The organism is Companilactobacillus sp. RD055328 (assembly GCF_022835675.1).
In the GTDB taxonomy this organism is placed as follows: domain Bacteria; phylum Bacillota; class Bacilli; order Lactobacillales; family Lactobacillaceae; genus BQUT01.
In genome coordinates this window covers 62,569-76,028 of the sequence record NZ_BQUT01000005.1, presented here as the reverse complement: position 1 = coordinate 76,028, position 13,460 = coordinate 62,569, and the positions used below count along the sequence as shown (strand labels likewise).

The window sequence follows — 13,460 nt, the reverse complement described above, 5'->3', positions numbered from 1 at the left end:
AGTTATTCACCTTCATTAATTACAAGAGAAGCAGCACCAATAACTCCGGCACCATTTCCTAATGTAGCTAGTTTTAATTTTGTTGTTCTTCTTACAAGTGGGAATGTATATTCTAAGAAATATTTATTAACATGCTCTAATAAGAAATCTCCAGCAGCTGAAACACCACCACCTACAATAATAAATTCTGGGTTCAACGAGTTTGCTTGGTTAGCTAACGCTATTCCAAGATACATTGAAACCTTATCAACAACTTGTAATGCTAAAACATCATCTTCTTTTGCTAAATCATAAACATCTTTAGCTGAAATATCATCACCATTATCAAGCATTGATTTAAGTTTTGAGTTCCCTGCATATTGCTCGGCCAAATCACGTGCAACTCTAACGATTCCGGTTGCTGATGCAACTGTTTCTAAACAACCTTTTTTCCCACAATTACACTCATATCCATCAGGATCAATAGTAACGTGTCCTATCTCACCACCACCACCGGCAATACCAGTGACCAATTTACCGTTAGTAATGATTCCACCACCAACACCAGTTCCTAAAGTTACAAAAACAACATCCTTGGCGTTATTTCCGGCACCTTTCCATCTTTCACCTAAAGCTGCCACATTAGCATCATTTTCTAAATATGTTTGAATCCCGGTTTGTTCAGTAATATCACGCACAGGATATACCTTATGGTCGGCATCCCAGTTAAGATTAAAAGCACCACTTACTGAACCATCAGCACGATTAACCCCACCTGGAGTTCCCATACCAATACCCATAAATTCTTCAGCACTCATATTGTAAAGGTCTAAATGATGATTAATTGATTCAATAATATCTGGAATAATAAGACTACCTTCAGCAAGAACATTAGTCTCTTGACTCCATTTTTGTTGAACTTCACCTTCAGTAGTTAGAATAGCAAACTTAATTGTTGTTCCACCTAAATCAACACCGATTAACTTTTGTTTACTTGCCATGATTATCCTCTTCTTCCAGTCTATGTTCTTTTTTTAGGATTAATTGTGCTTCAATATATTCATCTTTTTGCACAATTCCTTGCTCATACATTTTCTTTAGTTCCATTGACATTACTTCAATGTCCCAAAGTCGCTTCCCCACATGTACAAAAGTCCCATAACCTTTTAAAAATTGCTGTACATCATATAGAGTTCTCAAAATGTTACGCTCCCATTCCTTGTGAATAAAGAAATACCACTAATATTAATAATAACAAACTTGAGCCAATCCTAAATAGAATATTTTCATTTTCAGAGAATTTTTTTGAAATAATAAATGTTGCTAATAAACCACCAATAGCACCACCCAAATGACCCCAAATATCAATTTGAGTCATAAATAAGTCCATGACAATATTTAACACAATCAGCATCATAAATTGATTACCAATTGCCCTCATATATTGGTTTGACTTATTCAAATATGCTAATGCTATGTATGACGCAAATAATCCAAATAGCGCAGTACTTGCTCCAGCTGAAATCGATAAATCAGATCCAAAAGAAAAACTAAATAAATTACCAAGAATTCCCGAAACAAAATAAATTATGAAGTATTTAAAATGTCCAAAAATCCCTTCTAGTTGCGATCCAGCATAATAAAGTGTCAACGAGTTAAGCAGTATATGTGTAAATCCAATATGTACAAACATCGGTGTGATTAATCGCCACCAATCACCGTTAATAACTAGCGCATTAGCTTTAGCCCCATAATAAATTAAGGTATTAAAATTAGTGCTTCCTCCATTAATTGTCTCAAGAAGAAATACTATTATTTGAATTGCTAATAATACGTATGTAACAATTGGTGCTGATTTATATTTTGAATACATTAGTCTCATCTACTTTGCTGTAATTATTTTGTTAACGGGAATGTCAAATTTATCTATCTGCCACTGTTTTGATAAATTAACTTGCTTCGAATTTGCCAAGCTAATAGTTCTTGGTCGATATTTTGCCAAATATCTATCATAAAATCCAGCGCCAAATCCCAATCGGTAACCATCATCTGTGTAAGCTAATCCTGGGACTATAATCAAATCTGATGGATTCAAGGTATCATTTTCGTTGCCAGGTTCTAGTACACCAAATTCTGTTTTTATTAGTTCATCATATCCAATAAATCTAACAAAAGTCATAGATTTTGTTAGATTATCAGTTTTAGGAATATAAACCTGTTTATTTAACGAAATTGCTCTCTCAATAATTGGTTTAGTATCAAGTTCAAATCCCATACTAACTGTGACGCTGATTGAGTTAGCATTTTTGAATTCTTGGCTATCAAATAGTTTTTCATATAAAGATTCTGACTCAAGCTGAGCCTCTTTAGTTCTTGAAAAGTCAGTAAGAAATTTAATTTGTTGTTTACGAAATTCTTTTTTATTTTCAGGCATTTTTATCACTCTTTATAAAAAAAACAACAGGAATTAACCTGTTGTTTTTTATTTTGTTTCGCGGTGTAAAGTAGCTTTACGATCACGAGGACAATATTTCTTAAGCTCAATTCTTTCTGGGTTGTTACGTTTGTTTTTGTTTGTTAAGTATGAACGTTCATGACATTCAGTACATTCCATAGTAATATTTACGCGCATATTATGTATATCTCCCTTTCACGATTTTCTAAAATCAACTCTCTTAATATACCATGTTTTTTATAGGTTGACTAGATTTTTTTAACTTATTCCTGATTTTGTAACTCAAAATATTTTTGGAACAATAACTTAGCAGCAGCAGTATTGTATCCACCTTTCATACTAGCTAAATTTGGAAAAACGACTGATATAGCAATCTCAGGATCGTTAGATGGTGCATATCCTGTAAAACTAGTTGTAATTGTTGCCGGTGGATTAGGATTATTCGGATTATCACGATCATAATAAAATGATTGTGCTGTACCCGTTTTTCCAGAAATTGACGGTTTTACATCTCTCAATGTTCCACCAGTCGCCCTATTAGGGTTTCCGTGAACAACCTGATAAAGTCCTTGCTTAACAACGTCAAACTCTGCTTGAGTTGCATCCACTTTATTCAAAACCTTTGGCATGCTTTTATAAACTATACTCTTATTTTTTTCTGAACCAGAGTAAATTGAATTAACAACATGCGGTTCCATGCGATATCCATTATTAGCAATTGTAGACATATACTGAATTATTTGCACCAATGAGTACGCATCATAATTACCGTAAGATTCATCCAACACACTACCTGCTTTAAGAGTTCCATCAGAATTAAATGAGCCACCTTCAATACCAGTAACTTCTCCTGGTAAATCAATACCGGTTTTTAATCCTAAACCAAACTGATTATAATAACCCCGCATCTTAGTAAATATATCTTGATCCATATGAATATATTTATTAGGAACATATTTAGCATTACCTTCAAGCATTGCCAATTTCATCATATAGTTATTTGATGAGACTTCTAAAGCATCTGGAGCGTTAAGACCTGCATATTTTCCAATAGAATATTCAGATTTTTTAACTGGTGTACCTGGCAAGTATACAGGATTATCTGGTAGATAATTATTTTCTGGGGTAATTACTCCATCCATTAAAGCTCCCATAACAGTAGCGCCTTTAACAACTGATCCCATAACAAAGTTCCTATTGATTGTACCCAGTGCATCACTAGTCTCTTTACCGGTAGCTGGATCGTTGCTAATTCCCGCCATAGCTAAAATCTCACCAGTTTTAGGTTTCATAGCAATAGCGTAAACACCATCTGAATATGCAGTCTGTCCAGCAGCTTTTGCTGATGAATAAACTTGTTTTAATATTTTCTCAACTTCAGTTTGATACTCAGAATCAATAGTTAGTTGTAAATTATATCCATTTGAACCTTTATAAATATTTTTAGAATTTTTAATTTCATTCTTGGAATTCATTTCAATTTGAGTTTGCGCTTTAGTCCCAGACAAAATTGATTCATAGCTTTTTTCAAGATAACTAGTACCTACGCGGTCATTTCTTGAGTACCCTTTTGCTAGTAATCCTGAAATTTGGTCCTGAGGTAGTCCTTGTTGTTCAGTAGAAACACTCCCAACGATATCTTTGAACGAATCACCTTCAGGATACTCTCTTTGCCAGTCAGTCCCTAATCTAACTCCTGGAAGCTCGGTTAAATGTTCCCCAACTTTTGCAATCTCTTCTTCAGTTACATCACTATTTTTGATATACGCAGTTGATAATTGATAAACACTGCTCATCTTTTTATAGATTGCAGCAGCTTTTGTTTGCCTAGAAGTTAAATGTAATCCCGCTTTTTTTACGTATGCAACTGCATTACTATATACTGTTGCATCATCCAACTTTTCATTATTAAGAAACTTATCAGTTTTAGGCAATTTGTCATAAACTTTTTGAAAATTTGAAGTGTTAGTTAGATAATAATCAATCTTATCGCGTTTCGTTAATTTGTCAGTATCAACATTAATTAACTTACTTAACTGATTGGCAATATTATACATTTGTGTACTACTTACATCACTTCCACGTGTATATGTTATAGCATTCTTAGCTTCATTTCCTACAATAACTCTACCTTTAGAATCATAAATAATTCCTCTAGGTACTGAGCTAGTAATAATAGACTTATCAGTTCTTTCGACTTCAGCTTGAAATTTCCCACCATATACAATCTGCAAATAGGCTAATTGTGCAACTAAAGTTGCAAACAATAAAAAGACAATAAAAAATAAGAGGTTCAATCGAAATGGCAAAATCGACTTAGTACTCTTTTCTTTTTTTGTTCTATGTCTAAATCTACTCAAAATAAAGCTCCTTGTTAAGCATCGACAAAAGTATATTTTGGTCCATCGACACTAGCATCATAATCAATATTTAGATTATAACCCGAAAAGAACCAAATATCGCCATGTTCAACAAAAAAACTTATATCTTTTTTCTTTAATTCATATTCTGGATTAGTTGGTTTTTTAACCTCTAAAGCTAGTGAAAAACCATCATGTACATTAGTTTTCCCATAGACTTTGCCATAGAAATGGACTCCGTCGCCTTTTTCTAGTCCCATTTCATTTTTGAACCAATCCAATGCTTTTTCCGTAATATCTATTTTCATAATTATCACCCATGACCTATAATATCTCATTTTTAAAAAAAAGAAACAAAAAAGCACCTCAAAATGAGATGCTTTTAGGCATTTTCTACAGATTTTATTTTTACTGTGAATGATCCTGCCGGAGTTTGAATTTCAACCGCATCACCAATTTTCTTACCAAGCAATGCTTTGGCAATTGGAGAATCATTACTAATCTTACCTGACATTGGGTCAGATTCTGAAGAACCTACGATGAAGTATTCTTCTGGTTCTTCTCCATCTTCAACGATTGTTACTTTTTTACCAACTGAAACTTCATCAGATGGAACGTTTGATACATCCACAACTTCAGCATATTGAAGCATTTCTTGTATTTGTGAGATACGTGATTCCATTACACTTTGTTCATCTTTTGCTGATGAATATTCTGAATTTTCTGATAAATCTCCAAATCCTCGAGCAATTTTAATACGATTAATTATTTCTGGTCTTTTAACCATCTTTAAATCTTCTAATTCTTGTTCTAGCTGAACTTTCCCTTCAGCGGTCATTTGATAGCTTTTACTTGCCATTTTTTCACCTCAATCTTTTATATACAATCGCTAATGATATTGGGTATTAGCTTTTTTGTCAAATTAATAAAAAAACGCCTAACGGCGTTTCTATTATTGTCCTAATGAAGCATTTTTACTTAAATGTTGATCATATGTTTTCGAATAGTAAACTTTACCCGTTTTAAGGTTAGCTACAAAGTATAGGTAATTACTATCTGTTGGATTCACTACAGCTTGTAATGATGAGATACTTGGATTATTAAATGGACCAGGTCCATATCCAGCATTGATATATAAATTATATGGTGAATCAACAGAAGTATCTTTGTTAGTTAGACTATGTTTATGTTTATTCAATGCATACATAACCGATATATCTGATTGTAATGGCATATTAGCGTCAATACGGTTAAAGAATACACCAGATATTTTCTTACGGTCTTTTTCAGTTACCCCTTCACGTTCAATTAGTGATGCTAAGGTAATTGCTTGTTGTACTGTTAAACCTTTTTCTTTAATGGTACTGAAATAAGGTGCATATTCAGAGTTAGCTTTTTCAACCATTGATGTAACTAGTTGTTTTAAAGTCATTCCTTTTACTACGTTATATGTAGCAGGGAATAAATAACCTTCAAGATTATATCTTACATCTTCTGAAGCTAATGAAGACTTCAATAATTCAGGGTATTTAGTCTCTAACTCTTTCATATATGTCTTATCTTTCATCAATGATAAGAAATCTTTTTTGCTAAATTTAGTCTTCTTAGCAATGGCATCTCCGACTTGTTCAACAGTCACTCCTTCTTTAACCAATACCTTGGCTATTGCTGTACCTTGAGGCTCACTGGTACCACCTTTTTGGAGTAATGAAACAATATGTTCCAAAGTCATAGACGGTTGGAAGTTATAATATCCAGCTTGAAAGTCTGTATAACTATGTGTCTTTACAAAGTAATTAAAAACTGTTGCACTTTTAATTACTTTTTCTTTTTGTAAAATAGCGGCAATTTCTTTTGTAGATGAACCAATTGGCACATTTACTACCACTTCAGTCTTGTCATTCTTATCCAATGGTTGTAAGGAAGTATGAACATAATGATATGTGAAAATTCCAACAATTAATGCTAAAAATGCAATAACTCCGACTATCCACAAAATTATTTTATTAGCTACTTTTTTCTCATCATTTCTCAAAATATATTTCTCGTTTGTTTTATTTTTGATTCTATCGCTATGCGATATTCTTCGCTCGCTCAAAAGTTAGTCCTCCAAACAAGTAATTAAATATTACTCGCATACAACAGTTAATCATTATCGAATTTGTGCGTCAATCGTTTCTTGTAAATTTTTAACAATCTTATCAAAATCTTGATTGATTTGATCATCTGTTAATGTTTCTTTTTTATTTTGGAAAGTTAGATTATAAGCCATTGACTTAAATCCTTCTTCAATATTCTTTCCTTGATAAATATCAAATAACTTAATACTTACCAGATATTTACCACCATTAGCAGTGATAACATTAGCGATTTCTTGATTGCTGATACTATCTTTTACCAAGATAGCAATATCTCTATTTATTGTTGGATACTTAGGAATCGGTTCATAGATATCTTCTTTTGAATTCAATTCATACAGAGTATCTAAATCAATTTGGAAAACAAAGGCATCTTGATTATCTTTTATTTTTTCATAAACCGGATGAACCTTACCAACAAATCCAATAAATTGATTATTAGCAATTATTTTTGCTGTTTGTCCAGGGTGCATAAACGAGAATTCATCAGTCGCAACAAATTCGTATTTAACATCCCTATTTAAACAATCTAAAACATTCTCTACTGCTGATTTAATGTCAAAGAAATCAGCTTCACGTTGTTCATGATGCCAATCATTTTCAATTATATCTCCGGTTAAAACAGCAGCTAAATATTCACGTTCAACTGGACGACTACCATCTTCATGTAAAAATACACGCCCTGCTTCGTAAAATGCCAAATTATCTTGTTTTCGTGCCGAATTATACTTAACAGTATCTAGTAGACCTTCTACGATATTTGTACGTAAGTATTCGTGATCTTCAGTCATTGGCCAAGCAACTTTTGTTGGCTTGCTATCAACCATTTGAAAACTATCAACATCTTGTTCATCAACCATTGAATAAGTTATGGCTTCGTTAAATCCATTAGCACGCATTTGTCTAGTTGCTTTTTTGATAAAGTTTTCTTTATCACTTCTAGCACCAAGGGTTTGGCGTCCCGTTGGGAGAGTCCCTTGTAAGTTATCATATCCGTATAAACGTATTACTTCTTCAATCAAATCAGAATCAATTGAAATATCCCAACGTCTAGCAGGAACAGCAACTGTGATATTTTCACCATTAACAGTAGTTTTGAATTGTAAACGATCAAAAATCTTAATAACATCATCAGTACTAATCTCTAAACCAAGCGCACGATTAATACGACTCGTTGTTATTTCTACAAATGTATCTTTTACTTCTGTTTCTATACCAACTGTTTGACCTTCTGTAACTTCACCGGCAGCATATTTTGAAATCAATTCTGCTACACGATCTAACGCTTGAGCAGTCATTGAATTATCTATTCCTTTTTCAAATCGACTAGATGATTCTGAATGAATATTCAAATGTTGAGCCGCTTTTCTAACCATAGTTTCATCAAAAACTGCAGACTCAATAACTATATTTTTTGTATTAGCATCAACTTCAGTATTCTTACCACCCATTACTCCGGCAATAGCAATTGGACCATTGTCATCAGCAATTACTACATCAGTGTTGATTAATTCATATTCTTTCTCATCAACACCCATGATTTTTTCTTCATCTTTTGCTTTACGGACAGTAATTTCATTACCACTAAGTTTGTCCAAATCAAAAGCATGAATGGGTTGTCCATATTCAAGCAACACATAGTTAGTAATATCAACAACATTATTGATTGGTCGAATTCCCGCATTCCATAGGCGACGTTGTATCCACATTGGACTATGACCAATCTCAACATTTTCAATAGTGCGAACTCGGTATTGACGCGTCTTTGTATCTGCAGAAACATTAACCACCATATTATTTGTATTATCTGTTTCTACTACTTCTGGTACTGGTATTGAAATTGGTTGTTCATATATAGCGCCCATTTCAAAAGCGGCACCATTCATTCCCAAGGTATCAGCACGGTTTGGTGTAATATCAAAATCTAATATTTCATCATCCATACCTAAAGCTGAGTAAACTTCTTCACCTGGTGTAACAGGTTCTTCGAATACATAAATACCGTCTTTATATTCTAAAGGTACAACGTTATCGCTGAATCCAATTTCTTGAAGACCACAAATCATCCCCATTGATTCTACGCCACGTAATTTACCTTTTTTAATTTTTTCATTACCTGCAATATGAGAATTAGGCATGGCAACAATTACATCTTGTCCAGCAGCTACATTAGGAGCACCACAAACAATTTGATAGTCTTCATCTTCGCCTACATTAACCATACAAACATTCAAATGATCTGAATCTGGATGTGGTTTTACATCATTAATATGACCCACAACAATTTTTTTCAGTCCGGCACTAGGAGTAATTACGTCAGCTACTTCAATTCCAGTCAAAGAAACACGATTCATAATTTCGTTAGCTGGTGCATTTATTTTTAAGTAATCTTTAAGCCAATTAAGTGAAATTTTCATTAAGCTTCTTCTCCTTTGAATTGTTCTAAAAATCTAACATCATTTGAATAGAAATTACGAATATCTTCTACTCCGTATTTAAGCATAGCAAAACGATCAGGTCCCACACCAAAAGCAAATCCTGAATATACTTCGGGATCAATTCCTGAATTACGTAAGACATTAGGATGCACTAATCCAGCTCCTAGAACTTCAATCCAACCAGTTTGTTTACAGATACGACAACCATCTCCACCACAAGCAAAACAAGTGATATCAACTTCTACTGATGGCTCTGTGAATGGGAAATAGCTAGGACGGAATCTGATTTTACGATCCTCACCAAAGACATGACGTACCAACACTTCAAGTGTTCCCTTCAAATCAGCCATTGTAATATTTTCATCAACCACCAAACCTTCTATTTGATGGAATTGATGAGAGTGAGTAGCATCATCTGTATCACGGCGATACACTTTACCAGGACTTATCATTTTCAATGGACCTTTTGAAAAATCATGTTGTTCCATTGTACGTGCTTGTTGCGGTGAGGTATGAGTACGCATTAAGAGTTCATCATCAATATAGAACGTATCTTGCATATCACGTGCAGGATGGTCCTTAGGGATGTTCATCTTCTCAAAATTGTACTTGTCTTCTTCTACTTCAGGACCTGAGATAACTTGGTATCCAAGTCCAATAAATAGATCTTCTATGTCTTCAATTATTTGATTTAAAATGTGTTGCGTTCCTGTCTTCTTGGTTTGTCGACTAGGTAGCGTTACATCAATTGTTTCTTTTTTAACTTTTTCTTGTATTACGAGTTGAACCAATTCTACTTGTCTTTTAGCAATTGCTTCTGTCAATTCTTTTTTAATCTGATTTGCAATTGCACCTATTTTTGGACGCTCTTCAGCAGAAAGATCTTTCATACTTTTAAGCGCATCGGTGATTGGTCCTTTTTTACCTAATAATTTTACTCGAATATCATTTAGTACTTGTTCTTCATTTGAATTAGCAATATCTTGTAACCCATTATCTCTTAGTTTTTCTAAGTTTTCTTTTAATGACATACTTTCCTCCAGAACGTAACATAATTGATTAAATTACGAAACGAATTTTAAATTCATAATTAGAATACAAAAAAATCGCCCTATCATTACAATAGGACGATTGCTCGCGGTACCACCTAAATTCACACAAAGCTGTGTGCACTCGTTAGTTAAGCTCCAAAGCGAATTCATTAACATATGATTAGGACTTCACAGTTACCGTCCTTTCCTGAAATCATATAATTTAACTACTACTCTTTTTCAACGCTTATATTATGTTAATTTATTTTACTCTAACTTCTAATCGTGGTCAATATTAACTGACACCACTAAACTTGAATTTCAATTTTGCATATTTAGTTTTGAAAAAAGGAATTGAAGCTTCAACAATAGCACATTGGTCATCCACAAAAGATACAATCGCACTCTCGATATACTTAGGCGGAGCAACAGTTGCACCCCACATGTGCTTAACTATAATATCTGCTTCTTTTTTAGATAACTTAGTAATTTTCTTTGCATTATCTAGTGCAATTCTAGGATGCACGTAAGCATGTGAACCTTCATTGAATTTCGTTGTTCGCCAATCATAATAAAACAAATCATGTAGCAAACCGGCACGAGCCATTGCTTTATAGTCAAGGTGCATTTTCTTACCTAGAACATAGCTCTTATAAGAAACCATAATTGAATGATCTAAGCGGTTCGAATTAATATGCTGCGTAATATCTTTTAACTTACAAACTTCAGGTTTGATTAATAAATCAGCCACGATTGCCATGTATTGAGAATCATGTTGCCAATCACTTTGTCTAATCATTAAATTAGTTACCTCAATTTTTATATATTACATAACTTAATCTGAACTATAACAGGTTTTACCCAAAAATCAATCTTAAGCACCTAAACTTAAATAATACATCATAACTGAAGCAGCTACGCCAACATTCAATGATTCCGCCTTACCAAAGATAGGAATGAAAGTTTGTTCATCTGCTAAGTTAAGAACATCTTGGTTAAGACCATTAGCTTCATTACCCATTACAATTAGAACATCATCAACTTTATTCAACTCGGTAATAGGTTTGGCATGACGATTAACTTCAGTTGCCCAAACAGGAATACCATTGTTTTTGAATTCACCCATAATGTATTTTGTATCGGTAGTAATAGTTTTGATATGGAATTGACTACCTTGTGTAGAACGTTGTACTTTTCCTTGATAAATATCAGCTGTGTTATCACCTAAAATTACACCATCAAATCCAGCAGCATCTGCTGTTCTGATTATTGTTCCAACGTTACCCGGGTCTTGGACATTATCTAATAAAATCCACTTACCATGAAAATCATTGATTTTATTATTTTCATCAATATGTGCTACCGCAAAAATACCTTGAGGAGATTTAGTATCTGAAATATATTCAGACAATTCTTCAGTGATTTCAAAAGCAGTATCATAATTTTCTTTAACTAATCGATGATTTACATACTTATCTGTTACTAAAACATGTACAATCTCAACATTATATTTTAAAGCTTCATCAATTAGATGTAAGCCCTCAATTAAGTAACGATTATTTTTCTTTCGGTTTTTCTTAGCATCTAATTTCTTTATTTCTTTAATAACATCATTTTTCTTCGAAGTAATTTGTTGCATATTGAACCTCAATATTCTATTTTTTAATTACCGAGTTAAGCATACAACAATTAGGAGGTTAAATATATGATTAAAAATGTTTCTTTAGTCGCTCACGGGCGCGTACAAGGTGTTGGCTTTCGATATTCTGTTCATCACTTAGCTACCAAAATGAATATATTAGGTACCGTCAAAAATAATGTTGATGGCACTGTTTCAATCGAAGCCACAGCAGAAGACATAATCTTGCAAGACTTCATTAGTACGATTAAAGCTGGACCTTCGGCCTTTTGCCGTGTAGACCAACTTGATATTACTTATAATACAGAATTTAAAAACTATACAAATTTTGAAGTGATTAGTTGAAGTAAACACTAGTTTAACGTATATTATTCCTTGTTATGTTTTATCAAAGTATCAGAGAGGAAAATAATTTTGAAAACTAAAAACTTTAAAAAAATATTTGGTTTGATGGCAATGTTCATTTTGATCGCAGTTGTTGCTTCAGCATGTACTCAAACCGGTACTAATGGAGTGATTAAACCACCAACTAGTGGTCCTTATTCTCTAGTATTTAAATATATTGGACATCCTTTCCAAGAATTAATTAAATACACTGCCAAGACCATTGGTGGTGCTAATGGATTCGCATGGGGAGTTATTATTATTTCTTTCATTGTTCGTTTAGTATTATTGCCACTTGGATTAAACCAAGCTTACAAATCTACTACTCAACAAGAAAAAATGAAAGCTGTTCAACCACAACTTAAATTAATTCAAGATAAACAAAAAGAAGCTGATTCACCTGAAGCACAAGCAAAAATCAGCCAACTTATGATGAGCGTTTATCGTGAAAACAATATGAGTATGGTTGGTGGTATTGGTTGTTTACCATTAATACTTCAATTACCTGTTATGGCTGGTATTTATCAAGCCGTTCAATACTCACCAGAAATTGGTTCTGCTAAATTCCTTGGTCTCCCATTAGGTAAATCGAGTGTTGTGATCGCTATTGTTGCTTCAATTTTTTACGTGATTCAAAGTTATATAGCTGTTCAATCCATGCCTATTGAACAACGCAAACAATCACAAACAATTATGTACATGAATCCAATCATTACTTTTGTTATTTCAATGGTTTCATCAGCTGCTTTAGGATTATATTTCTTAGCCGGTGGTGTGGTAATGTTGATTCAACAAGTAATTACTAGTTATGTACTACAACCTAAAATTAAGAAAAATATCGATGCATATCTAAAAGAACATCCCGTTAAACAAGTTGTTACGGAAGAATCATTAGATGCTATCATCAAGGGTGCTGCTTCAAGAACAACCGAAGATTCTACATCACCTTCAACAGAAGAGACTCCTGGCTCTGACGTCCATGAACGTGCTAGAAATAAAAATAAAAATATTCAACAAAATAAAAAAGACTAGTCAA

Annotated in this window: 15 protein-coding genes; 2 read left to right on the top strand and 13 right to left on the bottom strand. The window is 33.3% G+C overall.

Features of this window, described 5'->3' with window-relative positions; genetic code table 11:
* Nucleotides 1-2 precede the first annotated feature (2 nt).
* From RD055328_RS02510 to RD055328_RS02450, 13 genes are all read right to left on the bottom strand, one after another.
* A complete protein-coding gene (locus tag RD055328_RS02510) occupies nucleotides 3-980 on the bottom strand; it encodes an ROK family glucokinase (protein WP_244087238.1) in 978 nt (325 codons plus the stop codon).
* Nucleotides 970-1,179: a YqgQ family protein gene (locus RD055328_RS02505; protein ID WP_244087237.1), complete on the bottom strand. Its 210-nt coding sequence runs from the start codon at nucleotides 1,177-1,179 to the stop codon at nucleotides 970-972. Before RD055328_RS02505 ends, RD055328_RS02510 begins: the two co-directional genes overlap by 11 nt.
* 4 nt (nucleotides 1,180-1,183) lie before the next feature.
* Nucleotides 1,184-1,852 carry a rhomboid family intramembrane serine protease gene (locus tag RD055328_RS02500; protein WP_244087236.1) on the bottom strand — a complete coding sequence of 223 codons (669 nt, stop codon included), beginning with the start codon at nucleotides 1,850-1,852 and terminating at the stop codon, nucleotides 1,184-1,186.
* A 9-nt stretch (nucleotides 1,853-1,861) separates the two neighbouring features.
* On the bottom strand, nucleotides 1,862-2,413 hold the full coding sequence (locus tag RD055328_RS02495) for a 5-formyltetrahydrofolate cyclo-ligase (protein ID WP_244087235.1): 552 nt from the start codon (nucleotides 2,411-2,413) through the stop codon (nucleotides 1,862-1,864).
* 48 nt (nucleotides 2,414-2,461) lie between these two features.
* Entirely contained in the window at nucleotides 2,462-2,611 is a 150-nt protein-coding gene (gene rpmG / locus RD055328_RS02490; RefSeq protein ID WP_244087234.1) for a 50S ribosomal protein L33, read from the bottom strand.
* An 86-nt stretch (nucleotides 2,612-2,697) separates the two neighbouring features.
* Nucleotides 2,698-4,794, bottom strand: coding sequence for a penicillin-binding protein 2 (locus tag RD055328_RS02485; protein ID WP_244087233.1), 2,097 nt, complete (start codon nucleotides 4,792-4,794; stop codon nucleotides 2,698-2,700).
* A gap of 14 nt (nucleotides 4,795-4,808) precedes the next feature.
* The gene (locus RD055328_RS02480; RefSeq protein ID WP_244087232.1) at nucleotides 4,809-5,102 is read right to left on the bottom strand and encodes a HesB/YadR/YfhF family protein; all 294 of its coding nucleotides are present in this window, start codon (nucleotides 5,100-5,102) and stop codon (nucleotides 4,809-4,811) included.
* A 74-nt stretch (nucleotides 5,103-5,176) separates the two neighbouring features.
* Nucleotides 5,177-5,653, bottom strand: coding sequence for a transcription elongation factor GreA (greA, locus tag RD055328_RS02475; protein ID WP_244087231.1), 477 nt, complete (start codon nucleotides 5,651-5,653; stop codon nucleotides 5,177-5,179).
* A 93-nt stretch (nucleotides 5,654-5,746) separates the two neighbouring features.
* Complete coding sequence (mltG, locus tag RD055328_RS02470; RefSeq protein ID WP_375708073.1) at nucleotides 5,747-6,832, bottom strand: endolytic transglycosylase MltG; 1,086 nt, start codon at nucleotides 6,830-6,832, stop codon at nucleotides 5,747-5,749.
* A gap of 114 nt (nucleotides 6,833-6,946) precedes the next feature.
* Entirely contained in the window at nucleotides 6,947-9,349 is a 2,403-nt protein-coding gene (pheT, locus tag RD055328_RS02465; RefSeq protein ID WP_244087230.1) for a phenylalanine--tRNA ligase subunit beta, read from the bottom strand.
* Entirely contained in the window at nucleotides 9,349-10,401 is a 1,053-nt protein-coding gene (gene pheS, locus RD055328_RS02460) for a phenylalanine--tRNA ligase subunit alpha (RefSeq protein WP_244087229.1), read from the bottom strand. The genes pheT and pheS overlap by 1 nt, the downstream gene beginning before the upstream one ends.
* Before the next feature lie 295 nt (nucleotides 10,402-10,696).
* Nucleotides 10,697-11,200: a hydrolase gene (locus tag RD055328_RS02455; RefSeq protein WP_244087228.1), complete on the bottom strand. Its 504-nt coding sequence runs from the start codon at nucleotides 11,198-11,200 to the stop codon at nucleotides 10,697-10,699.
* A 75-nt stretch (nucleotides 11,201-11,275) separates the two neighbouring features.
* Nucleotides 11,276-12,040: an RNA methyltransferase gene (locus tag RD055328_RS02450; RefSeq protein WP_244087227.1), complete on the bottom strand. Its 765-nt coding sequence runs from the start codon at nucleotides 12,038-12,040 to the stop codon at nucleotides 11,276-11,278.
* Between the two features lie 66 nt (nucleotides 12,041-12,106).
* Between RD055328_RS02450 and RD055328_RS02445 the strand changes: the two genes are divergently transcribed.
* Together RD055328_RS02445 and yidC are read left to right on the top strand one after the other, a co-directional pair.
* Nucleotides 12,107-12,385, top strand: coding sequence for an acylphosphatase (locus RD055328_RS02445; RefSeq protein WP_244087226.1), 279 nt, complete (start codon nucleotides 12,107-12,109; stop codon nucleotides 12,383-12,385).
* A gap of 69 nt (nucleotides 12,386-12,454) precedes the next feature.
* Complete coding sequence (gene yidC, locus RD055328_RS02440; protein ID WP_244087225.1) at nucleotides 12,455-13,456, top strand: membrane protein insertase YidC; 1,002 nt, start codon at nucleotides 12,455-12,457, stop codon at nucleotides 13,454-13,456.
* The last annotated feature ends 4 nt before the right edge of the window (nucleotides 13,457-13,460 follow it).

Bases quoted from the DNA above. Each gene is read 5' to 3' on its own strand.
- RD055328_RS02510 (WP_244087238.1), bottom strand. From the start codon at position 980: ATGGCAAGTAAACAAAAGTTAATCGGTGTTGATTTAGGTGGAACAACA.
- RD055328_RS02500 (WP_244087236.1), bottom strand. From the start codon at position 1,852: ATGTATTCAAAATATAAATCAGCACCAATTGTTACATACGTATTATTA.
- RD055328_RS02495 (WP_244087235.1), bottom strand. From the start codon at position 2,413: ATGCCTGAAAATAAAAAAGAATTTCGTAAACAACAAATTAAATTTCTT.
- rpmG (WP_244087234.1), bottom strand. From the start codon at position 2,611: ATGCGCGTAAATATTACTATGGAATGTACTGAATGTCATGAACGTTCA.
- RD055328_RS02480 (WP_244087232.1), bottom strand. From the start codon at position 5,102: ATGAAAATAGATATTACGGAAAAAGCATTGGATTGGTTCAAAAATGAA.
- greA (WP_244087231.1), bottom strand. From the start codon at position 5,653: ATGGCAAGTAAAAGCTATCAAATGACCGCTGAAGGGAAAGTTCAGCTA.
- pheT (WP_244087230.1), bottom strand. From the start codon at position 9,349: ATGAAAATTTCACTTAATTGGCTTAAAGATTACTTAAAAATAAATGCA.
- pheS (WP_244087229.1), bottom strand. From the start codon at position 10,401: ATGTCATTAAAAGAAAACTTAGAAAAACTAAGAGATAATGGGTTACAA.
- RD055328_RS02455 (WP_244087228.1), bottom strand. From the start codon at position 11,200: ATGATTAGACAAAGTGATTGGCAACATGATTCTCAATACATGGCAATC.
- RD055328_RS02450 (WP_244087227.1), bottom strand. From the start codon at position 12,040: ATGCAACAAATTACTTCGAAGAAAAATGATGTTATTAAAGAAATAAAG.
- RD055328_RS02445 (WP_244087226.1), top strand. From the start codon at position 12,107: ATGATTAAAAATGTTTCTTTAGTCGCTCACGGGCGCGTACAAGGTGTT.